Source organism: Microbacterium sp. Root61 (assembly GCF_001427525.1).
GTDB lineage: Bacteria > Actinomycetota > Actinomycetes > Actinomycetales > Microbacteriaceae > Microbacterium.
Genome location: NZ_LMGU01000001.1, coordinates 2,090,998 through 2,116,523, shown reverse-complemented (window position 1 = coordinate 2,116,523; position 25,526 = coordinate 2,090,998). Strand labels below are relative to the sequence as shown.

22 protein-coding genes are annotated in these 25,526 nt (G+C 68.2%); 16 read left to right on the top strand and 6 right to left on the bottom strand.

What is annotated here, in order from left to right; translation table 11 throughout:
• Positions 1-5: 5 nt before the first annotated feature.
• A complete protein-coding gene (locus tag ASD65_RS10250) occupies positions 6-1,373 on the top strand; it encodes a serine hydrolase domain-containing protein (protein WP_056222037.1) in 1,368 nt (455 codons plus the stop codon).
• 26 nt (positions 1,374-1,399) lie between these two features.
• The gene (locus ASD65_RS10245; RefSeq protein WP_200948648.1) at positions 1,400-2,311 is read left to right on the top strand and encodes a serine hydrolase; all 912 of its coding nucleotides are present in this window, start codon (positions 1,400-1,402) and stop codon (positions 2,309-2,311) included.
• Positions 2,312-2,314: 3 nt separating this feature from the next.
• Here ASD65_RS10245 and ASD65_RS10240 read toward each other — a convergent pair whose 3' ends face one another.
• A complete protein-coding gene (locus ASD65_RS10240; RefSeq protein ID WP_056222034.1) occupies positions 2,315-3,187 on the bottom strand; it encodes a helix-turn-helix transcriptional regulator in 873 nt (290 codons plus the stop codon).
• A 101-nt stretch (positions 3,188-3,288) separates the two neighbouring features.
• Between ASD65_RS10240 and ASD65_RS10235 the strand changes: the two genes are divergently transcribed.
• Positions 3,289-4,554, top strand: coding sequence for a multidrug effflux MFS transporter (locus ASD65_RS10235; RefSeq protein WP_056222031.1), 1,266 nt, complete (start codon positions 3,289-3,291; stop codon positions 4,552-4,554).
• Positions 4,555-4,588: 34 nt separating this feature from the next.
• Positions 4,589-5,602, top strand: coding sequence for a zinc-dependent alcohol dehydrogenase family protein (locus ASD65_RS10230; protein WP_056222028.1), 1,014 nt, complete (start codon positions 4,589-4,591; stop codon positions 5,600-5,602).
• Positions 5,603-5,654: 52 nt separating this feature from the next.
• On the opposite strand, the gene ASD65_RS19150 is transcribed toward ASD65_RS10230, so the two are convergent.
• Positions 5,655-6,347, bottom strand: coding sequence for a VOC family protein (locus ASD65_RS19150; RefSeq protein ID WP_056222025.1), 693 nt, complete (start codon positions 6,345-6,347; stop codon positions 5,655-5,657).
• 142 nt (positions 6,348-6,489) lie between these two features.
• On the opposite strand from ASD65_RS19150, the gene ASD65_RS19145 reads away from it, so the two are divergent.
• From ASD65_RS19145 to ASD65_RS10205, 4 genes are read left to right on the top strand one after another with little or no spacing between them, the layout of a single operon-like run.
• Complete coding sequence (locus tag ASD65_RS19145) at positions 6,490-6,669, top strand: hypothetical protein (RefSeq protein WP_056222022.1); 180 nt, start codon at positions 6,490-6,492, stop codon at positions 6,667-6,669.
• A gap of 56 nt (positions 6,670-6,725) precedes the next feature.
• Positions 6,726-7,241: an RNA polymerase sigma factor gene (locus ASD65_RS10215; RefSeq protein ID WP_056222018.1), complete on the top strand. Its 516-nt coding sequence runs from the start codon at positions 6,726-6,728 to the stop codon at positions 7,239-7,241.
• Positions 7,228-8,220: a hypothetical protein gene (locus ASD65_RS10210; protein WP_056222015.1), complete on the top strand. Its 993-nt coding sequence runs from the start codon at positions 7,228-7,230 to the stop codon at positions 8,218-8,220. Before ASD65_RS10215 ends, ASD65_RS10210 begins: the two co-directional genes overlap by 14 nt.
• A 4-nt stretch (positions 8,221-8,224) precedes the next feature.
• Positions 8,225-8,668 (top strand): hypothetical protein, encoded by a 444-nt coding sequence (locus ASD65_RS10205; protein ID WP_056222011.1) that lies wholly within the window; start codon positions 8,225-8,227, stop codon positions 8,666-8,668.
• Between the two features lie 4 nt (positions 8,669-8,672).
• On the opposite strand, the gene ASD65_RS10200 is transcribed toward ASD65_RS10205, so the two are convergent.
• Positions 8,673-9,683 carry a LacI family DNA-binding transcriptional regulator gene (locus ASD65_RS10200; protein WP_056222009.1) on the bottom strand — a complete coding sequence of 337 codons (1,011 nt, stop codon included), beginning with the start codon at positions 9,681-9,683 and terminating at the stop codon, positions 8,673-8,675.
• A gap of 173 nt (positions 9,684-9,856) precedes the next feature.
• On the opposite strand from ASD65_RS10200, the gene ASD65_RS10195 reads away from it, so the two are divergent.
• Genes ASD65_RS10195 through ASD65_RS10170 form a run of 6 tightly spaced genes read left to right on the top strand, consistent with a single transcriptional unit; the run spans position 9,857 to position 19,127 of the window.
• Complete coding sequence (locus tag ASD65_RS10195; protein WP_056222006.1) at positions 9,857-11,407, top strand: ABC transporter substrate-binding protein; 1,551 nt, start codon at positions 9,857-9,859, stop codon at positions 11,405-11,407.
• Positions 11,408-11,438: 31 nt separating this feature from the next.
• Complete coding sequence (locus ASD65_RS10190; RefSeq protein ID WP_156378831.1) at positions 11,439-12,380, top strand: ABC transporter permease; 942 nt, start codon at positions 11,439-11,441, stop codon at positions 12,378-12,380.
• Positions 12,377-14,122, top strand: coding sequence for a dipeptide/oligopeptide/nickel ABC transporter permease/ATP-binding protein (locus ASD65_RS10185; protein WP_056222003.1), 1,746 nt, complete (start codon positions 12,377-12,379; stop codon positions 14,120-14,122). Before ASD65_RS10190 ends, ASD65_RS10185 begins: the two co-directional genes overlap by 4 nt.
• Before the next feature lie 11 nt (positions 14,123-14,133).
• Positions 14,134-14,970, top strand: coding sequence for an ATP-binding cassette domain-containing protein (locus tag ASD65_RS10180; RefSeq protein WP_056222000.1), 837 nt, complete (start codon positions 14,134-14,136; stop codon positions 14,968-14,970).
• Entirely contained in the window at positions 14,957-17,425 is a 2,469-nt protein-coding gene (locus tag ASD65_RS10175) for an alpha-L-rhamnosidase-related protein (protein WP_056221997.1), read from the top strand. Before ASD65_RS10180 ends, ASD65_RS10175 begins: the two co-directional genes overlap by 14 nt.
• 16 nt (positions 17,426-17,441) lie before the next feature.
• Entirely contained in the window at positions 17,442-19,127 is a 1,686-nt protein-coding gene (locus tag ASD65_RS10170; protein ID WP_082561681.1) for a sulfatase family protein, read from the top strand.
• 22 nt (positions 19,128-19,149) lie between these two features.
• Here the strand turns inward: ASD65_RS10170 and ASD65_RS10165 are convergent, their stop codons facing one another.
• Positions 19,150-20,649, bottom strand: a complete 1,500-nt coding sequence (locus ASD65_RS10165) for a carboxylesterase/lipase family protein (RefSeq protein WP_056221991.1) — start codon at positions 20,647-20,649, stop codon at positions 19,150-19,152.
• Positions 20,650-20,684: 35 nt separating this feature from the next.
• The gene (locus ASD65_RS10160) at positions 20,685-21,971 is read right to left on the bottom strand and encodes an MFS transporter (protein WP_162248488.1); all 1,287 of its coding nucleotides are present in this window, start codon (positions 21,969-21,971) and stop codon (positions 20,685-20,687) included.
• 107 nt (positions 21,972-22,078) lie between these two features.
• Between ASD65_RS10160 and ASD65_RS10155 the strand changes: the two genes are divergently transcribed.
• Positions 22,079-23,239, top strand: a complete 1,161-nt coding sequence (locus tag ASD65_RS10155; RefSeq protein ID WP_056221984.1) for an ROK family protein — start codon at positions 22,079-22,081, stop codon at positions 23,237-23,239.
• 58 nt (positions 23,240-23,297) lie between these two features.
• Here ASD65_RS10155 and ASD65_RS10150 read toward each other — a convergent pair whose 3' ends face one another.
• Positions 23,298-23,936, bottom strand: coding sequence for a LysE family translocator (locus ASD65_RS10150; RefSeq protein WP_056221983.1), 639 nt, complete (start codon positions 23,934-23,936; stop codon positions 23,298-23,300).
• Between the two features lie 253 nt (positions 23,937-24,189).
• On the opposite strand from ASD65_RS10150, the gene rlmN reads away from it, so the two are divergent.
• Positions 24,190-25,452, top strand: a complete 1,263-nt coding sequence (gene rlmN, locus ASD65_RS10145; RefSeq protein WP_056221980.1) for a 23S rRNA (adenine(2503)-C(2))-methyltransferase RlmN — start codon at positions 24,190-24,192, stop codon at positions 25,450-25,452.
• The last annotated feature ends 74 nt before the right edge of the window (positions 25,453-25,526 follow it).

Here is a 25,526-nt window from a genome sequence, read left to right as displayed (position 1 = left end):
CTCTGATGACCCAGACCCAGTTGTCCACAGGAGCCCGGATCGATCTCGCTCGGGTTCAGGCCTATCTCGATGACGCCGCCGCGCGGTTCGGCGTGCCCGGCGCCGCGATGGCCGTCTCGATCGGCGACGAGCAGGTGATCGCGGTCACAGGCATCACGAGCACCCGCGACCCACTGCCGATCCAGCCCGACACCACCTTCATGATCGCGTCGGTCTCCAAGACCTTCACGGCGACGGTGGCGGCGATTCTGGCCGAGCGCGGCATCCTGGACTTCGACCGCCCCGTCGCGGACTACCTGCCGTCAGTGCTCGAGGTCCCCGAGCACCTCCGCGAACAGCGGGCGAAGGTGCGGGTGCGCGACCTGTTCACCCACACCGCGGGGTGGCTCGGCGACGTGGAGGTCCTCACGGGCGAAGGCGACGACGCCCTCGCGCGGGCCGTCGACGAGGTGCTGCCGACTGTGCCGCAGCACCTCGAGCCGGGCACGCAGACGTCTTACAACAACATGGCCCTGATCGTCGCGGGCCGGGTCATCGAGGTCGTCACCGGCGACTCGTTCGAGAACGTTCTCCGTGACCTCGTGCTCGAACCCCTCGGCCTCGACCACACGTTCCTGTCGCCGGGCGAAGTGGCCAACCGGCGCCACGGGGTCGGCCACTACGAGGTGGACGGCCGGCTGCAGCCCGAGGAGGAGTGGTCGATGCCGCGCGGCCATCTGCCGGCGGGTGGGATCAGCAGCTCCATCGCCGATCAGCTGGCCTACGCCCGCGCGCACCTGCGGTTCCTGCGCGAGGGCGGTCAGCTCAGCTCCGCCGCCGCCCAGGAGATGATGACGCCGCAGGCGCGACTGGGGCCGGACCAGTCGGTGGGCACGAGCTGGATGCTGACGCAGCGACCCGGCGGTCCGCTCATCGTCGGGCACGGCGGCAACGCCAACCTCGGCACCATGACCGAGCTGTACATCGTGCCCGAGCTCGATCTGGCCGTCGTCGTGGTGGCCACCAGCTGGGGCGGGTTCGCGCTGGTCAACGAAGCATGCGACTGGGTCCTCGACGAGCTCGTCGGAGCGCCGCTCAGCGTTCCCGCGGTCGACCCGGCATCGGATCGATGGGACGACTACGTCGGCACGTACGTCTGCGGTGGCTGGACCTTCCGGGTGCGCCGCGCCGAGGACGTGCTGATCATCGGGATCGAGATGGAGGGTGCCACCGACCTCCCCGATCTGGATGCGACCGTCGTCCTGCGCGGCGATGGCATCGTCTCGGCCTCCCGTCCGCGCGGGGCCGTCGGGGAGTTCGTCCGCGACGGCGACGGCCGGGTCGTCGGGCTCCGGAGCTCGCATCGGTACGCGCACCGGACGGCGGCACAGTGATGGATCGAATCGAGAAGGAGAATGCGATGATCGTGGATCAGGATGCTGCGACGATGACGGCCGCTCTGGAGCGCGTGCGGCAGCTCAGCGCGCAGACCGGAATCGGGGTGTTCGCGCACGCGATCGACATCGACAGCGGGCGCGGGCTGGGCGTTCAGTCCGACTCCGCCGTGGTGACAGCATCCGTGTTCAAGGTTCCGATCCTGCTCGAGTACGCGCGGCAGAGCGACGCGGGAGAGCTCGACGCCGCGCGGTCCCTCATCGTGGACCCCGCGACCGTCACCCTCGGCCCTACGGGACTCTCCGTGTTCAGCGATCCCACGACGTGGTCGATCCGCGACATCGCGACGTCGATGATCACCGTCAGCGACAACGCCGCGACCGATATCCTGCTGGAACTCGTCGGTCGCGACCGCGTGAACGAGACGATGAGCGCCTTCGGCCTGCCCGGCACGTTCCTCGAGGGCGATTGCCAGGCGTTGTTCGAGTCGATGGGCGAGGACTTGGGGGTCGATCTCGAGGGCATCACGGCCGCGATGGACGCGCAGCCGGAGCTCGTTCCCACCCTCAGGGCGAACACTCCCGAGGTCACCAACCGGACCACGCCGCGCGAGTCCACGCGCCTTCTCCAGCTCCTCTGGACGGATGCCGCGGGCACGCCCGCCGCGTGCGCCGAAGCGCGCCGCATCCTGGGTCTTCAGGTGTGGCCGCACCGGCTCACGTCCGGATTCCCGGGCGAGGTCGCCCTGAGCGGCAAGACCGGCACCATCGGCGTCGTCCGCAACGAGATCGGCGTCGTCGAGTACCCGGACGGGGCGCGCTACGCCGTAGCGGTGTTCCTGCGGATCCCGCGGTACCGCAGCCGTGCGCCCGAGGCCGACGCGCTGATCGGCGCCGTCGGCCGCACACTCGTGGACGCGCTGCGCTCCGACGGGTAGTCGCTACAGGGAAACACCGGCGGGCTGCTCCGCGCCCCACGATGCCAAGAGTCGCAGCCGCTCCGCCGACGGTGAACCCGGCTCGGCGGTGTAGATCATCAGCACCTGGCCGGGTTCGGCGGTGATGGCGAGCTCTTCGTAGGCGAGGGTCACTTCGCCGACGACCGGATGCTGGAAGCGTTTCGTGCCCGCACCGTGGGTCCGAACGTCGTGCGCGCCCCATAGCTGACGGAATGTGTCGCTGCGTGTGGAGAGCTCGCCGACCAGGTCTTGCAGGCCCTTGTCGTGGGGGTCGCGACCGGCCTCGGCGCGCATGATCGCTACACACATCTCGGCGAAGAGATCCCAGTCGGGATAGAAGTCGCGGGATGCCGGATCGAGGAACTGGAAACGGGCGAGGTTCGGCGTGCGGCCGCCGTCGCCGATCAGGGGGGAGTAGAAGGCGCGCCCGAGCGCGTTGACGGCCAAGACGTCCTGATGCTGGTCGCGCACGAACGCGACGCCGTCCGTGACCGCCGCCAGCGCCCACTGCAGGCTCGGGCGCGGCGCAGCCGACTTCGTCGTGCGGCGCCTCGCGCGGCCGGAGGAGGGGATGCCGTCAGCGGCGCGGGCGAGGTCGAACAGGTGTGCGCGCTCCGTATCGTCGAGCTGCAGCGCCTGGGCGATCGCTTCGAGCACGGAGGCGGAGGCGCCGGAGATCGCGCCGCGCTCGAGCTTCGCATAGTACTCGACGCTGACACCCGCCAACATGGCTACTTCGGTGCGGCGGAGGCCCGCCACCCGCCGATTCGGGCCGGCCGAGATTCCTGCCGCATCCGGCGTCAGCTTCGCCCGTCGCGTCATGAGGAACTCGCGTACCTCGGCTCGGTTGTCCATGCCGCCATCGTAGGTCGCGGCATCCGCGGGTGGGGTGCCCTGTCAGTACACCCCTTGGCAGGAACTCCCTCGATTCCGCGGAACCGAGTTGGCTGTGAATCATGCCCGCCACCCCAGTCGCCTCCGGTCCGTCCGCAGTCGGGAGATTCGTCCCGTCGCTGCTCCTCCTGCTCACCGTATTCGGACCGATCTCGATGGACCTGTACCTGCCCGTCCTCCCGGCATTGACTCTTGAATTGGATGCCGCGACCTCGGTCGCGCAGTTGACCATCACCGCCTGCCTGATCGGACTCGCGCTGGGGCAGCTCGTCGCCGGACCGTTCTCCGATCGCTACGGTCGCCGCATCCCGCTCCTGATCGGACTGGTCGCCTACGTGGTGACGTCCCTCCTGTGCGCCCTGAGCCCGACCATCGAGATGCTCATCGTCGCTCGCGTCGTGCAGGGGCTGGCCGGAGGGGTCGGGATCGTCATCGCCCAGGCGGCCGGACGTGACCTCTACTCGGGCAGTGCGCTGATCCGCTTCTACGGGCGGCTCACGGTCCTGGCCGGCCTCGCCGCGATCGTCGGGCCGCTTGTGGGTGGGATGCTGGCGACCGTCACCGACTGGCGTGGACTGTTCCTCTTCCTCGCCGTCATCGGCGCCGGGATCCTGTTTGCGACACTGCTCGGATTCCGCGAAACCCTTCCCGACGGGCGTCGCACTGCGGGCGGGTTCCGTCAGGCCGGCCGCGACTTCCGACAGCTTCTGCACGACCGGGTGTTCGTCGGCGCGGTGCTGGTCACCGGACTCGCCAATGCCGCCGTCTTCGCCTATCTCGCCGGCGCGACCTACGTGCTGCAAGGCATCTACGGGCTCTCTCCGCAGGAGTACGCGCTGGCCTTCGGGCTCACCTCGGCCGGTTTCATGGTGTTCGGATTCCTGGCCGCGCGGACGGCCGAGCGTTGGAGCGTGACGGGCACCCTCGCGGTCGGCCTCGCGATGTGCGCCGCCGGAGCGGGCGGACTCCTCGTCGCGGGGTTGACCGCGGTGCCGCTCGTCGTGGTGATCCTGTCGCTGTTCCTGATGGTCAGCGGCGTCGCGGTCACCACCCCGCCGACCACGACTCTCGCGCTCGCCGAGTATCCGCAGATGGCCGGGACCGCGTCATCCCTCCTCGGCACCTCGCGCTTCGCCTTCGGGGCCGTCGCGGCTCCCCTCGTCGGGATCGCGGGAGCCGCGGCGATCCTGCCGCTCGGAATCGTCACAGTGACCTCGATCGTCCTGGCGGGGCTCGCCTACGTGGTGCTGATCGCGCGCACAGCGCGACGCGCACCCGAACCGGCCGAGTCGCCGACCGAGACCCTGGCGCTCGCCGCTCAGCTCTGAAACCTGACACCACCCACCCCGAAGGAGAACCTCCATGCGCGGAGTCATCATGCACGGCCCCGGAGACGTTCGCGTCGAAGAGCGACCGAACCCCACCATCATCGAAACCACCGACGCGATCATCCGCGTGTCCGCAACATGCATCTGCGGCTCGGATCTCTGGCCGTATCGCGGCGCGGATCATACGGATCGCACCCCGATGGGTCACGAGTACGTCGGCGTCGTCACGGAGATCGGCGCCGACGTCCATACGGTGAACGTCGGCGACTTCGTCGTCGGGTCGTTCTTCGCCTCCGACAACGAATGCGAGATCTGCCGTGCCGGCTACCAATCCCGCTGCGTGCACGCGACGGGTCTGGACGGCACCCAGGCCGAGTACGCCCGCATCCCCCTCGCCGACGGAACCCTCGTCGCCACTCCGGGCCTGCCCGACCCCGAGCTGATCCCGGCGCTGCTCGCGGCATCCGACGTGCTCGGCACCGGCTGGTTCGCCGCGGTTGCGGCAGAAGCCGGCCCCGGCAAGACCGTCGCGGTCGTGGGAGACGGCGCTGTGGGACTGCTCGCCATCCTCGCCGCGAAGCAGTTGGGCGCCGAGCGGATCATCGCGATGAGCCGTCACGCCGACCGGCAGACCCTCGCCCGCGAGTTCGGCGCGACCGACATCGTCGAGGAACGCGGCGACGCCGGGGTGGCTCGCATCAAGGCACTCACGGGTGGGCTCGGTGCCCACAGCGTGATCGAGGCCGTCGGCACTCAGGAGTCGATGATGCAGGCCATCCGCGCGACCCGCCCGGGCGGTCACGTCGGCTACGTCGGCGTCTCGCACGACGTCGCACTCCCCGGTCTCGAGCTGTTCTTCTCCGGCGTCCACCTCCACGGCGGGCCAGCGCCCGTACGCCGGTTCCTCCCCGAACTCATCCAGCTGATCTGGGACCGCAAGATCGATCCGGGCAAGGTCTTCGACCTCACCCTTCCGCTGGACCGCGCCGCGGACGGCTACCGGGCGATGGACGAGCGCCGCGCCACCAAGGTGCTGCTGACGCTCTGATCCGACGTCGGACGGGCGGGCTCCGTGAGATGCCCGTCCGGCGGACGCCCCCTCACGCCTCGACGTCGGCCCAGCCGGCGATATCGACGCCATGGTTGTCGGGCGAGGCGATGGTCCACCAGCTCGGCGCCTGACTGTCGTCGACGATCCGCCCACCGGCGGCGATCGCGGCCCGCACGCGCTTCTCCGCTTCTTCTGCGGGCACCGACACGTCGATGTGCGTCCGGCCGCGCCCGGGGCGCGCGGGCGAGAGTTCGTGGAACCACAGGTGCGGCCCGCGCCGGAGCGGGTCGGTGAGATCCTCGTCGCCCACGCGCCGGTAGCCGAACGCGGCCTCCCAGAACGGACGGGTGTCGGTCGCGGCATCCTGCGCCACCGCGATGCCCACGACGGCGAGCAGCGACGGATCGGATTGCAGGCCCAGTCGGTGGGCGTGCGCGCTGACGGCCGCGGCGAGTTCGGCGTCCTTGCGGCTCAATGCGCCGTCCGGTCGGGTGAATGACCGGACGGTCACGCCCTCGGGTCGTACATCGACGTCGGGGTCATGGCCGACCGCTGAGGCCGCCTCGGCGATGGCGGCCACGAACCCCGCAGCCTGCGCGAAGGAGGCCGTGCGGTAGAAGACGTGCGCTCCCCAGAAGAGCACGTGCCAGTCTTCGACGCCGGGGGTCGCGTGGAACTCGAGCGGCAGGAGCTGCACGAACCCGTCTGTCGGCGGTGCACCTTCGTTCGCGGTGTCGTCCATCGTCGACCTCCTCTGCGCTGCGGTGGTGCGTGTCGGCGACAGGCTAGTCCCCGCATCCGACGCCGCACAGAATCTTTTCGAGATGCGTGTAAGGTTCCCGCCGCTGTGGCCACTTAGAGGTAAAGCACCCTGAGGAGGCGTCGTGAATGAAGAGCGGAAGATCCTCCCGTGGACGATCGCGGGGATCGTGGCAATCCTGATCGGTCTCGGCGCCGGGGTGTTCGCGGCGTCGATGGGTCCGGGGAGTGCGCGCAGCCCGGATTCGACGGTGGGGACACTCGCCGTCGGAGAGGCCAGTGGGTCGCTGTTCGACGATCTGTAGGGTTCGGCGTGACCGTCCACATACGCTGGGGGGCGGTGTGGCAATAGGGAGAAACCGTGACTCGAGCAGCGTTCGACGCGCTGTTCGACGAGCATTTCATCACGGTGGTGCGCTACATCGAACGGCGGGTGTGGGACCCGTCGGTCGCTGAAGATCTCGCGGCCGATGCCTTCCGGACCGGCTGGGAGAAGCTTCAGCACGGCGCATCCGTGGACCTGCCCTGGCTGTTGGTGACCGCAGGAAACAAGGTCCGCGACTTCAACAAGCGGCTCGGGCGCCGGCGTCGCGCGGAGATCGCGCTGCGACGGTTGGACGAGGAGCCCGTTGCGGAGATCAGCGGTCTTGACCGCCTCGCCGTCCGGGAGGCCGTCTCGAAGCTCTCCACGCGAGAGCGAGAGGTGGTGCTCCTCACCTACTGGGAAGGATTGAGCGCAGACGAGATCTCGGCGGTCGTCGGAATCTCGTCCGGGGCAGTGTGGACGAGCCTCAGCCGTTCCCGAGCCAAGCTGCGCAGCATCCTGGGCGACCAGGTCATGGAGGAACGGGGTGATTCAGAACATGTCGCTGACTGATGACGAACTCGCCGCCTTGATCCGACGCGCCGACCCGGCGCGTACCCCCGCCAACGCTCCCCTCACCCCTGCGATGGTCGCACTGCGCGGGCGCATCACGGCCGATGCCGCTTCACCTCTGAAGGTCCGCCGCCGCCTGCGCTGGCCGACGCTCGTCGTGCCGGTCGCCGCCGCGGTCGTCATCGCGCTGGCCATCGTCGTCGCCTTCCCCTTCGGACCGCAGACCGCATCGGCCATCACCCCACCGGCGCTGGTCTTCACCCCCGAGAACGCGTCGGCCTCGGCACAGCTGGCGGCATCTCGTGAACTGCTGCGTTCCGCGCCAGGGCCGGCCGCCCCCGCACGGGAGTCACGATCGGTGGGCTGGTACCTGCAGATCGATCACCCGCCCGAAGGAGGACGATCGGTCGCGATCAGCCCGCAGATCATCGAGACGTCGTGGCAGGCCGATTTGTCTGGCCGCACGACGATCGTCGCGGGCGAACCGTATTGGGCGGACGGCGCAGATACCGCGGTGACGGCCACGGATGCCCCGGCTCCCGGCACGATCGTGATGGAGAAGGACTTCGCACCGGGGCAGTTCTACAGCCCGGTCGTCGAGGCTCCGGGACCGACCCAAGCCGACATGCGCCTCGCGTTGGAGGCATTCGGGATGCCGGTTGATGGCGACGCCGGCGACGTGGTGATCGCGATCGAGAGCATGTTCAGTCGTTGGACGCTCACCAACGAGCAGCACGCGCAACTGCTGACCCTCCTGAGCGACACCGGTGGACTGACGATGCTGGGAACCACCCGCGATCGCGCCGATCGGGATGTGCTCGGTTTCGGTGCGAAGGCTGCCCGGTTGCCCGGTCAGGAGATCATTCTGCTGATCTCGGCGGACACCGGCCGCATCGTCGGAACAGAGATGGTTCGGACCACACCCGACGGCAGTCTCCCCGTCGGAGCGGTGACCGCGTACACGCTTTGGGATACTTGACCGCATGAAGTCAGTCCTTGTCGCCCTCGCCGTCGTCGCCGGATTGGTGGGGGCGCCGAGCGCTGCCCATGCCACGGAGCCGATCGATCCGGTGATCGCCCAAGCTCTCGCCGAGACGCCGGGCGGCGTCGTTGAGGATGCCCGGAACGCGTACTGGCCGGCCTTGGACATGCGCCTGACCGTGCCCGATCCGCATGCTCGCTCGGTCTTGATGTGCCCGACCAGCCGGGTGTGCGCCTTCTCGGGCTACGACACGGCCGGCAGCATGCTCAGCTGGGGCACGTGCGGCGTCTTCTCGACGACCAGCATCGTCACCCGCTCGATCGCCGACGCCCGCGCGACCGGCTATCTGCAGGCACGCAACGGCACGACGGTGCTGGCCACGGCATCCGCGGACGGCTATGCGAATGTGAGCGGAACCGTGACCAACGTCCGCTGCGTGCCCTGAGGCGTCAAGCGCTTCCGCGCCGGACGATTGTGGCGATGGCGTGGGAAACGGACTCCGCGCCGGCGCCGTTGTCGCCTGCGAGGAAGCGATCCGCGAGGGCGAGGCCGGTCTGGCGCCCGTCGATTGTGATGGTGGTCAGCGGCGGGGTGAGGAACGGAGCAAAGGGCGTGTTGTCCACGCCGATCACGAGGACATCGCCCGGCACACCCTTGCCCAGGCGATGCATTGCCGCTAGCACGACGCTCGCCACCTCGTCGTCGAACGCACAGATCCCGATGACCGCATCCGAGGCGACGACCGCGCCGAGGGCTTCGAGGGAGCTCTCGGCATCCATATGCACCTCCACCGGTATGGGGGCCGGTATCCCACGCGCTGCGCAGACGGCGGCGACGCCGATCGCTCGCGAGCGCGCCATCGGCGTGCGCGGATTCTCGTCGTTGGGCATCGCGTACACGAGGCGCTCGGCTCCGCGGTCGATGAGGTAGTGCGCCTGCAGCTCGCCGATCTCTTCCTCCCACGGCCGGGGGTAGCTCGTGTCGCCGTGCCCTGAGGAGTAGACGCGCGGAACTCCGGCATCGTGGATCTCCGTCTTGAACTCCGGATCCAACGCGATCAGCGCGAGCACTCCGTACGGGCGGATCTCAGCAACCAGCGCCTGCAAGGCCTCGGTTGTGCTGTATTGGTGTGTGACGGGAACGAATCCGGCATCCGTCAATCGAGATGAGATCGCAGACAGGAACGGATCCGTGATGAACCCGAACAGTGCCGGTTCGGTGACGATCAGGATGATGCGGGAATGGCCGCGGCGGAGGGATGCCGCGGCGGCGCTGGGAACGTATCCCAGTTCTGCTGCGGCCGCCCGCACCCGCTCCTGAGTGGTGAGGGGGATTGTCTGCCCGGGGGCGTTGTTCAACACGTAGCTGACGGTCGCGCGGGAGACCCCGCTCAGTCGCGCGACATCGGCCGCCGTGGCGCGGCGTCCCCGTCCTGCGACAGCTACCTCGCTGCTCGTCATCTCTTCAGTGTGGCCGAACGATCACACGATCGCATCATTGAACTTTCACGATTCAGTAACATCCATTGATTCTAACTTGCACGATTAAGTACCGCCGACTACTTTGAGTCTGCACGACACCCGCGTCATCGATAGGTGGCTGTTGTGCCGGTTCGACTACAAGGGAGTATTTGATGAGGGCACTGACATCGCGGCGCGCGCGCCGCATCTCGATCGCGGCCGCCACGGCCACTATCGCCATCGCGTTGACCGCGTGTTCCGGTGGGGGCGCGCCCACCGAGAATCCGACGGAAGCCAAGGACTACTCTCAGCTGCGGCTGGCGAGTTCGACGGCGCAGGCATCCTGGGACCCGGCGCTCCAGACAAGTGCGTTCGACGGTGTCTGGCAGTGGACCGCCGTCTACGACACGCTGCTCACCTGCAATGAGGATGGCTCCGTCGGCCCCGGCGCAGCCGAGGACTTCGCCTTCACCGACGACAACACCAGCCTCACGATGACGCTGCGCGACGGCATGACCTTCGAAGACGGCACGCCCGTGGACTCGACGGCCGTCAAGGCGTCCATCGAACACATGCAGACCGGCGGCGGGTCCGGCGCGGTACGCGTCGCAGGGCTCACGGTAGACGCGCCCGATGAGCAGACGGTCGTCGTGACGGCCCCGGCACCCCGCGGCCTGCTGGCGACCTACATGTGCCTCAGCCCGGGCATCGTGGCCTCCCCAGCCGCCATCGCCTCGGCGGACGTCGACGCGGTTCCGCTCAGCTCCGGTCCGTACACCTTCGATGCGGCCAAGTCGACGAGCGGCTCCGTGCTCACCTTCGCCAAGCGCGACGACTACTGGAACGCTGATGCATACCCCTACGAAGAAATCGTCGTGACGATCATGACCGACGTCACCGCGCGCCTGAACGCGCTCAAGACCGGCCAGGTGGACGGTGCCGCCCTGTCGGCGCAGACCTTCGCCGAAGCAGAGGCCTCCGATCTGTCCGTGCTCAGCTGGGTCGACGCCACCAACGGCATCATCATCTTCGATCGCGACGGCACCATGGTGCCCGCTCTCGCGGAGCCCAAGGTGCGCCAGGCGCTGAACTTGGTGTTCGACCGTGAAGGCATTGCGAAGGGACTGTTCCAGGGTCTGGCAGATCCGACCACGCAGATGTTCGGACCCGAGACCGAGGGCTTCATCGCAGATCTCGACGAGGACTACGCCTACGACGTCGCGGCGGCGAAGAAGCTCATGACGGAAGCCGGCTACCCGGACGGTTTCACAATCGAGATCCCGTCGCGCACGCCGCAGACGGATCAGGCCAACCCCCTCATCGTGCAGCAGTTCGCGGAGCTGGGGATCACCGTCACCGAGACGCCGATCGCCGGCGCCACGGCAGTCCCCGAGCTGCTGAGCGGACGATTCCCGATGACGTACATCAGCATGCCGCTCTCGTCCGGCCTCTGGGGCGTGGGGCAATCGATCAGCGCTGACGCGACCTGGAACGTGAAGGACAACACCACACCGGAACTCGCCGCTCTCACCGACGCCGCACAGAGCGCCGCCGGCGAGGAGCTGACGACCACACTGCAGGAAATCAACCGGTACGTCGTCGAGAACGCCTGGTTCATCCCGTGGAACAACCGCACCGCGTACTTCGGCACGGCAGGGGATGTGACGGTCAGCGGCACGCCTGATCCTTACTTCCAGACTCCCCAGCTCAAGTCTTTCCAGTAGTCACCGACGCATTCACAGAGGAGGTTCGCCGATGGTCGGTTTCGTCGCCAGACGTGTGGGGTTCAGCGTGCTGCTCGCGCTGGGAGTGTCGTTCGCGACGTTCGCGCTCGTCTTCAGCAACGGAGCCGCCATCGCGCGCACCATCCTCGGAGTGGATGCGACCGACGCCCAGGTCGCGGCCAAGGCCGCCGAGCTCGGGCTCGACCGCCCGGTGGTCCTCCAGTACGCCGAATGGGTGCTCGCGGCACTCCGTGGCGACCTGGGCACCAGCTACTACACGGGCGAGGCAGTGACGACGATCATGGCGAGCCGTATCCCGGTGACGCTCGCGCTCGTCGGCATCGCGATGCTACTGACAGCGGTGCTCAGCGCCCTGCTCGGCATCGCGAGCGCGGTCGCCGGGGGGTGGGTCGACCGGGTGCTGCAGTTCGTCGCGCTCATCGGAACCGCCATCCCGAACTTCATCGTCGCCATCGTGCTCGTCATGACCCTGGCCGTCAGCGCGAGACTCTTCCCTGCCACCGGTTACGTGCCGTTCACGGAGAGTCCCGCGCAGTGGGCACTCAGTCTGTTCCTGCCAGTCACCGCTGTCGTCATCGCCTCTGTCGGGCCGGCTTCGCAGCAGTTCCGCGGTGCAGTTAAGGATGTGCTGGAGAAGGACTTCGTCCGCACGCTGCGTGCTCGCGGGATGCGATCGGGGCCCGTGATCTTCGGGCATGTGTTCCGCAACGCAGCAGGGCCGGGCATTATCATCCTCGGCCTGCAGATCATCGTCCTGCTGGGCGGAGTCGTCGTCATCGAGCGGGTCTTCTCGCTGCCCGGCGTCGGTGAGCTCACAGTGACGAACTCACTCCTGGGAGACATCCCGATCATCATGGGCTGCGTCATCTTCATCGTCATCGTCGTCATCATCGTCAACCTCGCCGCGGACCTGGTCAACGCCGCCCTCAACCCGAAGGTGAGGCAGCGATGAGCGAAGCCGCAGCCGTACCCGTACCGGTCGATGCCACCGCGCCGGGCGCGCAACACCCCTTCCGGAGGCTGCTTCGCAACCCGCTCGGCCTGATCTCCCTGGTGCTGCTCACGGTGATCGTGCTTGCCGCGGTGTTCGCTCCCTGGATCGCGCCGTTCGATCCGAACGCCACCAAAGTCGAGCTCACCAACGCGCCGCCCTTCACCGGCGACTACATCCTGGGCGGAGACTCGGCTGGGCGCGACGTGCTGTCTCGTCTGCTGTGGGCTGCGCGCGGAACCCTGCTCGCGAGCACCGTCGTACTCCTCGTCTCCGTCTGCATCGGCGCGGTCGCCGGCTTGCTAGCCGGCTACTACGCCGGTGCGATCCAGGGCGTGGCGAACTGGGTTTCTGACGTGCTGCTCGCCCTGCCTGGCGTCGTCCTGCTGATCGCGCTCTATGCGGTCATCGGCCCGAACATCCTGCTCGCAATGGCGATCTACGGCGTCATGGTCGCCCCGATCTTCTACCGCCTCACGCGCAGTGTCGTCGCTTCGGTCCGCGGGGAGCTGTACGTCGATGCTGCGAAGGTCTCCGGCTTGACCGACACGCGGATCCTGTTCCGGCATGTTGTGCGCGCCGTGCGCTCGCCGATCATCATTCAGAGTTCGTTCATTCTCGGTGCGGCCGTCGGTATCCAGGCAGCCCTGGAGTTTCTCGGCCTCGGGAGTCCACAGGAGCCTTCGTGGGGCGGCATGCTCGACTTCGCCTTCCGCAACATCTACGTCGCCCCGACCGGGGTGTTGTGGCCGGCGCTCGCGGTCACCGTGACCGTGCTCGCCTTCGTGCTGCTCGGCAACGCGTTGCGCGATGCGCTCGACCCATCGTCCAAGCGCGTTATCCTCTCCACTCGTGCGGCCCGTGCCCTGGTGGCCGCGGCCTCGCCGGTTGAGGGTGTTCGACGCATGCCGTCGACAGATGCGATTCTGAGCATTCGCGGTCTGCGGGTGGCATATCCGACGAATGGTTCGGGCCTCCGCGAAGTGGTGCACGGTGTGGATCTGGAGGTGCGTCGCGGCGAGATCGTCGGACTTGTCGGAGAGTCCGGCTCCGGGAAGTCGCAAACGGCGTTCAGCGTCCTCGGCGTCCTTCCCAAGAACGCCGTTATCGTCGGCGGCTCGGTCCGCTTCGACGGCGAGGAGATCCTGGGCCGAGAGGCGGCGCTCCGCGCCGTTCGCGGAACCAAGATCGCCTACATCCCGCAGGAGCCGATGACCAACCTGGATCCCACGATGACCATTGGAACGCAGATGCGGCGTTGGCTACGCGCTATCCGCAAGATCTCGCGGTCGGCGGCGGATGCGCGCATCGCCGACCTCCTGCAGCGGGTGGGAATCTCGGACGCGGCGGAGGTCATGCGAAAGTACCCGCACGAGATCTCCGGTGGAATGGCGCAGCGAGTGCTCATCGCCGGAGCAGTCGCCGGCGATCCGGAGCTGATCATCGCCGATGAGCCGACCACCGCACTGGATGTGACCGTGCAGGCGGGTGTGCTCGACCTGATCAGAGGCCTGCGTGACGAGAGCGACCTCGCGGTCGTGCTCGTCACCCACAACCTCGGTGTCGTCTCCGACCTCTGCGATCGCGTCGCCGTCATGAAGAACGGCCGGATCGTCGAGGACTCGCCGACGGCGGCGTTCTTCGCGGGTCCTGAGGCCGACTACTCCCGTGAGCTGCTGCGCGCGGCATCCGAATTGCATTGAGAGACCCGCAGATGTCAGACCCAGTACTCGAGGTCAAGGACCTCCACGTCAAGTTCGGCCGACGCAGTCGGACCACGCAGGTCATCCGCGGCGTCGACCTGACGATCGCGCAAGGGGAGACCCTGAGCCTTGTCGGCGAGTCCGGTTCCGGAAAGAGCACCATCGGCCGCGCGATCCTCGGGCTTGCACCGATCTCCGCTGGGTCAGTTCGCTTCGCCGGGACCGACATCACGCATCTGACACGTCGGCGGCGGCGCGTCAGCGTTGTGGGACTTCAGGCGATCTTCCAAGACCCGTACTCGTCGCTGAACCCCGCGATGACGGTGGAGGACATCCTGATCGAGCCCCTGGTGGTGCGCGGCATAAAGAACGCGCGATCGCAGGTGAAGGAACTCCTGGACGGCGTGCATCTGCCCGCTGACTCCGGCCGGCGCCTGGCCAGCGAGTTCTCCGGAGGCCAACGGCAGCGCATCGCGATCGCGCGCGCCCTCGCGCTGAGCCCTCGGCTGATCGTCTGCGACGAACCGACTAGCGCGCTGGACGTCTCCACCCAGGCGCGGATCCTCACCCTTCTGCGTGAGCTGCAGGATCGCACGGGTGTCGCGTACCTCTTCATCAGCCATGACCTCGGGGTGGTGCGTAGCATCAGCGATCGGATTGCGGTGCTGCGGCACGGCCGCATCGTTGAAACCGGACCAACCCGACAAGTGACCGAGGCTCCGCAGCACCCGTACACACGTGCCCTGTTGCTCGCGACACCGGTCACCGACCCCGCCGAGCAGGCCCGGCGCCGCGCGGCGCGACATGCCAGCGGTCTTGTGGAGGCGGAGCAGGATGACGCAGCCTGAGTCCCCGTTCGGACCCTGGACCGGTGAATGGATCAGTGCCGCTCAGGCTGTCGCCGACGGTCTGCATCGAATCGGATTCCGCCGTGACTTCACACTCGCTGACCCGCCGGGGGCCGTCCCGCTTCGCATCAGCGCCGACTCGCGGTACGTGCTGTGGGTCAACGGGCAGGAGATCGGGCGCGGTCCCGTGCGGGGGCAGCCTTACCGTTGGACCTACGACGACTACGACATCGGCGCAGCTCTCGTCGAAGGGCTCAACACGATCGCCGTCCTCGTCACGTTCTACGGTCACGACAACGCGATCTGGCAACGGGCGCGCGTGAGCTCCGGCCTCGGCTCCTCGGCGTGCCTGATCGTCGACCTGCCCTACGCCTGGGCTGCGCTCGCCAGCGGCCCCGCGTGGACCGCGCGGCCGATGACGGCATGGTCGACGCTGCCAGGGGCAGGGATGCTGGCTTCGCTCCCGGTGGAGATCGTCGACCAACGCGAGCTCGACGTCGATTGGCTCCTGCCGGCCGGTGACACGACCGAGTTCCTGAGCGCTGTCCCCGCGCAGGCGCTTCACCCGGGTGGGTCGCGTCGTTCTCGCCCGCCCGCCTACCCTTACGGCGCACTGCGACCCCGAGGCATCGCACGACTGGACGGTGATCTGGTGTCGCCCGCGTCTGCGACCCTGGTGCGTCCCGGCGAGCAACCGTCAAGGCCCCCCATCGACTCCGTGCAGGCGGCTTTGTCCGGTGTCGCGGCGCTGGCAGAGCGCTCGACCACGGAATCCGCGCACCGTTCATCGCCGGATGACCCACTCCTCTGGCAGTTCGATTTTGGTCGAGTGCTGTCGGGATTCGTCGAGTTCGCGTTCGACGCCCCAGCAGGCACCGTGTTCGATCTTGCATACCTGGAGCGTCCCCACGATCCGGCACAGGATGCCCGGTACGTGCCGCGTGCCGGGGCCAGGATCATCGCGCGCGGGGGGCCGGGGCGATTCCATGCCCTCGAGACGAACGGGGTACGCGTGGCGGCCGTGCTGATCACGCCGCCAATGTCGGCTGACGTACGGATCGAGGAGTTGCGGGTACGCGAACACGTGTACCCCTTCGCCCCGGGGGCATCCTTCGCCTCCAGCGATTCCGAGCTCGAGCGGCTGTGGCACGCGGGCGTGCGCACGGTGCAGGTGAACTCTTCCGATGCCTTTACGGACTGTCCTACTCGCGAGCAGCGCGCCTGGGTCGGTGACGGGGTCGTGCACCTCGGCGTGCATCTCGTCGCTAATCGGGACTGGCGCCTGGTCGAGCGATACCTCGATATGTGCGACTCTCCTCGCGCCGACGGGATGCTGCCGATGTCGGTCGCGGGCGACATCGAATCCGACTCGCGGTACACGATCCCGGACTGGTCGCTGCACTGGCTGCATGGCCTGTGGACCTACGCCCGGGCGAGTCACAAGCTCGATGTGGTGCGCACGCACCTACCCACCGCGGAACGGATGCTGACCTGGTTCGAACAGTACGCCGATGTGGACGGCGTGCTCGCGGATGTCCCCGAGTGGGGGCTGGTCGACTGGGCCAGCGTCTTCACCTCTGGGCGCAGTGCGATCCTCACAGCTCTCTGGGTGCGAGGCCTGCGCGAGTTCGCCGAGCTCTGTGACGCGGTCGGCAACATGGGCAGCGCGCGGTGGGCACGCGATCTGGTCGCCAGAACCGAGATCGGGTTCGAGTGCTTCTGGGATCCCAACCGCGCCGTGTACGTCGACCACATCGTCGATGGGATCCAGATGCCGGCGGTCTCGCAAGCGGCCAATGCTGCGGCGATTGTCGCCGACCTGGTGTCCGCTGAACGTCGGACGGCGCTGGCCCGCCGCATCACAGACGAATCCCACCTCGTCTCGCGCGGGTGGAACGCGGCATCTCCTGACCGGACGCTCGCAGAGAAGGTGCAGGACCGCGCCGCCGGCGTGCAGCGGATCGACTGGGATGTGCGGCGCTGGATCGTCCGTGCGGAACCCTTCTTCTCGTCCGTGGTGCATGATGCGGTGGCGCATGCCGGTTGTGCCGACTTGCTTCCGCGCCTCCTGCGCAGGTGGCTGCGTTTCCTCGTCGACGGCTACGACACCTTCGGCGAATGTTGGGACTGGGGAACGCCAGCGCACGGGTGGAGCAGCACTCCCACGAGCGATCTCGTCACTCATGTGCTGGGAGTCTCCCCGGTAGGCCTGGAAACCGACGTATACCGGATCGCTCCGGCAGCGGCCGGGATTGAATGGATGAGGGCGACCGTTCCGACGCGCGCGGGACTCCTGAGTATCGAACTCGTCGGCGGCCAGCTCACCGTGGACAGCCCACTGCCCGTGCGCATCCAGACGTGGAGGGGTGAGGTCTTGGCACTTCCCGCGGGCGGGCATCGGATCGACCTGGCCGTGGAATCCAACTCAGGCGAGCCCGTACACGAGCGGGCATAGGAAGGACGACTCAGCGATGACCACAACAAAACCGACGACGTCGCGACCGAACGTAGTGGTCGTCTTCGGCGACGAGTGGCGGGCGCACAACGTGGGCTACGCCGGCGACGAGGTCGCTAGAACACCGCGGATCGACCGGCTCGCCGAAGAGTCGATCGACTATACGCAGGCGATCGCCGGCCAGCCCATTTGCTGCCCGTCGCGAGCCAGCTTCCTCACCGGCCAGTTCCCACTGCAGCACGGGCTGTACCTCAATGACGTCGAGCTCACCCCGACCGGGCCCACGCTGGCGGAGGTGTTCCAGGAGAACGGCTACCGCACCGGATACATCGGCAAGTGGCACCTCCATGGCAGCCCCGAAGGCCACTACGAACGTCGGGCGGCGTTCATCCCGCCCCAATCACGACACGGATTCGAGTATTTCAAGGCGCTCGAATGCACGCACGATTACAACCAGTCTGCGTACTACGCGAACGACGACCCGACGCCGCGATACTGGGATGGCTACGACGCGGTCGCGCAGACCGACGACGCGCTCGGATTCATCGGGGAGGGCGCTGCACAGCAGCCCTTCTTTCTGATGCTGTCATACGGTCCGCCGCATTTCCCACTGCAGACCGCGCCCGATCGCTTCCGCACGCTCTACGAGGACGTTGAGATCCCGTTGCGCCCGAATGTCCCCGACTGGGCCGTCCAACAGGCGGTGCGTGATCTGCGCGGGTACTACGCCCATATCGCCGCTCTGGACGAATGCATCGGCCGCCTGCTCGACGGCTTGGATTCAGACAACACGATCATCGTGTTCACCTCCGATCACGGGGACATGCTTTGGTCGCAGGGGCTCGAGCACAAACTCAATCCGTGGGAGGAGTCCGTGCGCGTGCCGTTGCTCGTCCGCGCACCCGGGCGCGAGCCGTCCGTCTCCACGCAGCTGTTCAACAGCGCCGACCTGATGCCGACAGTGCTTGGGTTCGCCGGACTCGACATCCCGACGACCGTGACGGGGAGCGACCTTTCTGTTTCGGATGCCGGTCCCGCCACGGCCTTCCTCTGCGCGCCAGCCGTCTACACGAGTCTGCGGCGGAGCGGTCTCGAGGAGTACCGCGGCGTGCGGGACGCGCGCTACACCTACGTGCGCACGCTCACCGGCCCATGGTTGCTGTACGACAACGTCGACGATCCGTTCCAACAACACAACCGTTGCGGAGATCCTGCCCTGGCCCACGAGCAGCAGCGGCTCGAAAAGGAGCTGCAGTGGTGGCTTGGCCGGCTCGGTGATGAGTTCCTTCCCGGGGACCACTACCTCCGGCGCGATGGGCTGGAGCACTTCTTCGAGGTCAACGAACCTTTGGGGTTCAGCGGTACGGATCAGTGGACTTCGCCGAACGTCCGTGGTCGGCACTTCTCGATCGACACGGCGCTAAGCGCGATCCAGGCCCACGAAGACGCACGTCTCATCGTGGATGACCTTGCACCGCGCGCGCTCGCATCGGAGACGCCCATGCACGGGCGTCGCTCGATCCGTCTCCTGGCCATGGCTGAGCCGCACCGCTTCCCCCGCGCGGCGTTGGAGGAGCTTGACGAGCGACTTCTCGCTCTCGGCGAGCGTTCCATCGACTACTCAACGTCTGTGGCGCTGCCTGCCTGGCCCCCGAGCGTACGACTCACCCCGCTCGGGGACCATCACAGCACGGGAGGGTGAGCCCGGGAAACGCCCTGATCCGTCAGGCGGCAAAGCCGCCGAACACGTGGATCGGGGAAGCGGTCGCCGCATCCCACGCGTCCCACATGCCGTCGCCGGCGTCGGGGCGTCCGTCGCGGGCGAAGCCCGACCACGCGCGCATCATCGCCGCTGAGACGGTCGCACGGGTGTCGGAGTGCCCGGTCAGCGGAACGCGGTCGACCGTGCCGAAGACGTAGGCCAGGTCCAGGCTGTGGCAGGCGCCGAGCAGCCCGTCGAGCACCTCGGTCTCCTGGTCGAAGCGGTACACGTACGCGCTCCCACCGCCGGCGGCGATCCCGGTGGCGACGCCGCGGGAGGATGCCGCGAAGAAGCCCTCGCTGACGACTCCGGCCAGCAGCAGGTGCGGGGGATCGGACGGCCGGGCCGCCTGCGCCTGCGCGTACAACTCCTCGGCGTGGCCGGGGGACTGGCGCTCCAGTAGTGCGACGACCGCCTCGCGGCTCAGCGCCGGGGTGAACCAGTCCTCCTCCGCGAGGAGGAACGACGCGTCGTGAGCGGTCCAGCCGATCATCAGTGGGACGACGGATGCCGTGAACGGCGCGCCCGGCAGATCGATGTCGTCCTGGGCCGGTCCTGGGCCACCGAAGCCATCGGTCGGCAGCGGATCGGCGAAGCTGAACGATGCCTGCGCCAGCAGTTCGGCCTGCGCCTCGAGCAAGACTTCCAGGGGGAGCGCGCGCAGTTCGGCCAGCGTGCGAACCCCGGCCTTCGAGAGGAACGCGTCGCGCACCCGGGCCGACTGCTCGCGGGTCGCGGCCGGCATCGCCGGACCGCTCTGGATGATCGCGCCGGTGAAGAGTCCGGCCGCAGCGGGCATCGCCGTGAGCGTCGCCACCTTCATGCCTCCGCCGGACTGACCGCAGATGGTGACCCGGCTCGGGTCGCCGCCGACCTGCGCGATGTTGTCGCGCACCCAGCGGAGCGCCTCGACGATGTCCAGCATCCCGGCGTTCGCGGAGCCGGCCACGCCGCCGACCTCCTCGTCCCGCAGGTCGAGGAACCCGGCGACGCCGAGGCGATGCGTGACGGTGACCACCACGATGTCGCCCTGGGCGGCGAGGATGTCGCCGTTGAACGCCATCTCGTTGCCGCTGCCGTGCGTGAACCCGCCGCCGTGCAGCCACACCAGCACGGGCAGCGGCTCGGCGTGGTCGCCGGCCGGCGACCATACGTTCAGGCGCAGGCAGTCCTCCCCCATCGGCCCGCCCTCGAGCGGCGACCCGGTGCGGGGGTAGAGGAGTGCGAGCACCTCGGACATCACGCCGTCGGATCCGAGCCGGGTGTCGACCTGCGGAGCCGACGGCCCGAACTCGAGCGCCGAGCGCACGCCGTCCCACGGCTGCACCGCGGTCGGGGGAGCGAAGCGGCCCTCGCCCGCAGTGGACTCGCCGTAGCGGACTCCCAGCAGGCTGGTCACCCCGGCATTCGTGATCCCGCGCAGGGTTCCGGCGGTGGTGTGGATGTCGACGTACGCACTCATGATTCTCTGGTTCTGTTCTCGTGGGGGCAGGCGGACTAGCGGACGCGCCGGATCGGCAGGATCAGGAACGCTCCGGCGACCGCGAAGATCGCGCAGAAGATGAACAGCGGCGCGTAGCCGCCGGTCACCGTGATGATGAGCGCGGCGATGAACGGGCCGGAGATCTGGGGGCCGGTCGTCGCGACGTTGAGCAGGCCGAGGTCACGGGCGTTGTTCTCGGAGTGCGGGAGGACGAGGGTCATGATGGCCTGGTCGACGGCGGTGTAGATGCCGAAGAAGAAGCCGACCACCAGCGAGTAGGCGACCATGCCGCCCCAGGTGGGCCAGATGGCGGGGATCAGCGCGCCGGCGCCGATGCCGAGCGACGCGACCACGACGAAGATCTTGCGGCGCCCCAGCTTGTCGGACAGCGGCCCGGAGATGACGGTCGTGATGACCGAGCCGCCGAGGTTCAGGATGCCGAGCAGTGCCACGCCGCCGGCAACGCTGCCGCCGGGGATGTTCTCGACGCCGATGTAGTCGGACAGTGCGTACAGCTGGTACGTCGAGACGGTCCAGAAGCCCACCATGATGACGAACCGAGCCCAGAACGCCCACGCGAAGTCGTGGTCGGCGAGTCCGGAGAAGAAGCCCTTGAACGACTGCAGGAGGCTGCCGGTGCGACGCGGGGGCACCGAGGTGTCAGCGGCGGTCGGGTCGGGCGAGAGCGTCACGATGAGCACGGCGGCCACGACGAGCACGAGTCCGAGGATGAGGTACCCGAGGAACGGCTTCTCGGCGAACGCCGGGGTGACGGTGATGCCGTAGATCACGCCGAGTGCGGTGGCCAGACCCGCGATGGAGGAGACGAGTCCTCGGCGCGACTCGGGCACGCGGTCGGGCATGACGGCGCTGATGACGGCCTGGTAGGCGCTCATCGTCATCATGACCAGGAGGTAGGCGGCGCCGAGCCAGAAGAGCTCGTTCATGCCGGCCATCGCGACCATGCCGAGCGCGGCGACGATAGCGCTGATCAGCAGCCACGGGCTGCGTCGCCCGAATCGGCTGCGCGTGCGGTCGGACAGCGATCCGAACAGCGGGTTGCCCACGGCGGCCACGAGCGCGCCGATCGAGGCGAGGATGCCGTAGCTGACGACCTTGCCGACGGGGTCGATGGCGGCGATCTGGCTGGGCAGCAGGATCTGCTGCATGCCCTGGAACACGCCGTACATGGCGGCGTTGGCCAGGAAGAAGGTGGAGAGGAACCGGGCGCCGCCGATGATCTTGTCTTTGCCGGGGGCGCGTTCGGGCGTGGCCGTCTGGGGGCTGGTGATGTCGGACATCATGACTTCCTTGTCGGGTGGCAGGGGCTGAGAAGTATTATCTTCAGAGTCTGAAACTAATGTCAAGCATCGACTTCGCCACCTCTCGCGGTGCCTAGGATGGCAGGATGAGCGATCCGCGACCCGCAGCCCTGACGGTGTCGGATGTGCGGCGCGCCAACGTCAGCCGGGTGCTGCGCGCCATCCAGGCGGATCCCGGGCTCACGCAGTCCGAACTGGCCGGTGCGACAGGGCTCGCGGCCGGTGCGATCAGCGAGATCATCGCCGAACTCGCGGGCGCGGGACTCATCTCCGTCGCCAATGACCCGTCGTCGACCGGTCGTGGTCGGCCGCGTCGCATTCTGCATCTGGCCGATGAACAGATCGACGCCATCGGGATCACCATCACCCGCACGGCCATCGAAGTGCGCGGCGTCTCGCTGGCCGGGCGGGTGATCTCGGCGGAACGCCTGCCGCTGATCGGCCCGCCGCCGTTGGACCGGGCATCGGACCTGCTCGCCGAACTCGTGGCCGGCCTGCTCGGCGATCGGGCGGCATCCATCCCCGTGGTCATCTCGGTCCCGGGCGCGCGGGTCGGTGTGCGCGTCGGATCGACCGAGCTGGAGTGGGACGGCGCCGTCGACGAGCTGCTGACCGGGATCCGCGCCCTGGGCGTCACCCGGATCCGCGTCGGCAACGACGGGAGCTACGCCACGCTCGCGGAGCACCGGCTCGGAGCCGGCCGCGGGTACGACGATGCGATCCTCCTCCTGGTCGGCCGCGGATTCGGCGGGAGCGCCGTCGTCGCCGGGGAGATCCTGCGCAGCCACCACGCGCCGCCCGGATTCGGCCACGTCCCGGTGGTCACCGACGGGCGTGCCTGCCCGTGCGGACTGCGCGGATGCGCGGAGATGTACGCGTCCGTCACGGCGATCGCCGCTGCACTGGGGGAGGCCGAGGCCTATGCCGGTGTGCCGACCCAGGTCTACGTGGCAGAGCTGGAGCGCCGCGCCCGGGCCGGGGATGCAGCCGTGCTGGCCGTGCTCGCGGAGGCGCGGCACCGGATCGGCGAGCTGGCGCAGATCCTGATCGCGGTGCTCGATGCCGAGGTGCTCGTGGTCGGCGGGCACGGCGGCCCGCTCGCACCGTGGCTCCTCCCCGAGATCGGCGGTCTCTCCGTGGTCACGGTGACGCAGGGCGATCTGGGCGGCGAGGCGGTGATCCTCGGCGCGACGATCGCGGCGGTCGACGAACTGATCGCCGATCCGTACGGCAACCGCGAGGAGTAGCGGCGGATTCTGCCACGCGACAGACGGGAGAGCGGATGCTGCGCTCCGCCGCCGCGGCTCAGTGCTTGTTGCCGGTGAACAGCAGGATGCCGCCGAGACCGATCATGAGGCCGCCGCCGGTCGCGGTGAGGTTCTGGATGCGGTTCGGCGACCTGCCGAACCAGGAACGGGCGCCCGCGGCGACGAGGGCCCACGCACCGTCGGACAGGAGTGCGAGTACGAAGAAGATGAGGCCGAGCTGCATCATCTGCATCGGCACCGCCCCGGCGCGCAGGTCGACGAACTGCGGCAGCACCGCGACGAAGAACGCGATCGTCTTGGGGTTGGTCACCCCGACGATGAATCCCTCGCCGAGCTGACGCCACACCGACCGTGCGGGAGCCCCGTCTGCGGCGGTGGTCGCGGCATCCCTCCGATGACGGATGGCCTGGATGCCGAGGTACATCAGGTACAGGGCGCCCACGACCTTGACGATGGTGAACAGCACGACGGACTCGGCCACGATGCCGCCGATGCCGAACGCGACCGCGGCGATGATCGGCAGCAGTCCGAGCGCATTGCCGAGCACGCTGAGCAGCCCGCCGATGCGTCCCAGAGCGAGCGCGCGACCGATCGTGAAGAGCACGCTGGGGCCGGGGATGACGATCAGGACCAGCGCGGCGAGGGTGAACGCGAACGCGTTCTCGAGTGGCACCACACGTGAACGATAGTGGCTGCCTCCGGCCCTCGATCGCGCGGCTTCACGAATGTCGGCGTCGTGCGGCGTTGGCCGGAGAATCGTGCGGTGACGCGGCGAGAATCGCGGGACAGCGCACCCCGAACGTCACGATGAACGACGTGCCGTCCGACAGCAGCTCCCGGTATGTGCACTGCGTGTCACCGCAGGTGTGCGCGGGATCCGCCCCTACGATGACCAGGCTTCGCGCAGGCGCGTCCCGTACCCTGAATACATGGCTTCCGCACCCGATTCACCGCCTGCACCGACCGAGCGCCTCGGCGCCGTTCGTCAGGTACGCCCTGCCACCGAAGGCTGGAAGCAGAAGAAGGATGCCGAGGGGCGGCCGCTGCTGCAGTTCGCCAGCCCGAAGCGCGGCAAACCGCCGGTGCATCTCGCCGACCTCACGCCCGAGGAGCGCATCGCGAAGATCAAGGAGCTGGGTATGCCCGGCTTCCGTGCGAAGCAGCTCGAGACGCACTACTTCACGCACTACACGAGCGATCCCGCGCACATGACGGACCTGCCGGCCGACCGCCGCGAGGAGCTTGTCGCGGGCATGCTCCCGCCGCTGCTGACCGAGGTGCGTCGGTTCCAGACCGACCGCGGCGACACGATCAAATTCCTCTGGAAGCTCCACGACGGAGCCCTCGTCGAGTCGGTCCTGATGCGGTACCCCGGCCGGATCACGCTGTGCGTCTCGTCACAGGCGGGATGCGGCATGAACTGCCCGTTCTGCGCCACCGGCCAGGCCGGTCTCACGCGCAACATGTCGGCGGCCGAGATCGTCGAGCAGATCGTGCGGGCCAACCGCGTCATCGCCGATGGCGAGCTGGGCGGCAAGAAGCACGATGATCACTCCGCCGAACGCGTGAGCAACATCGTGTTCATGGGTATGGGTGAACCGTTGGCAAACTACGCGCGCGTGATGCAGGCCGTCCGTGTCATGACCGCCGCGCAGCCGCACGGCCTGGGCATGAGCGCCCGTGGCATCACCGTGTCCACGGTCGGACTCGTGCCGGCGATCAAGAAGCTCGCCACCGAGGACGTCCCCGTGACCTTCGCGCTGTCGCTGCACGCCCCCGATGATCTGTTGCGCGATGAGCTGATCCCGGTGAACTCGCGTTGGAAGGTCGATGAGGCACTGGATGCCGCGCGCGCCTACTTCGACGCCACCGGACGTCGCGTCTCGATCGAGTACGCACTGATCAAGGACATGAACGACCACGCCTGGCGCGCCGATCTGCTCGCCGAGAAGCTGAACTCCCGCGGGCGCGGCTGGGTGCACGTCAACCCGATTCCGCTCAACCCCACACCGGGGTCGATCTGGACGGCATCCGAAGTGCCCGTGCAGAACGAGTTCGTGCGCCGCCTCAACGAAGCCGGCATTCCGACGACCCTCCGCGACACCCGCGGCAAGGAGATCGACGGCGCCTGCGGCCAGCTGGTCGCCACGGCCGAGGACGAAGCGGCCGCCGCGGTCACGCCCGTCGGCTGACGCGGGCGGCGCCACCCAGCCCGCGCATGGGTATCGTCCACCTGCCGCACAGGTCGCCTTGCCTAGGGTGGGCG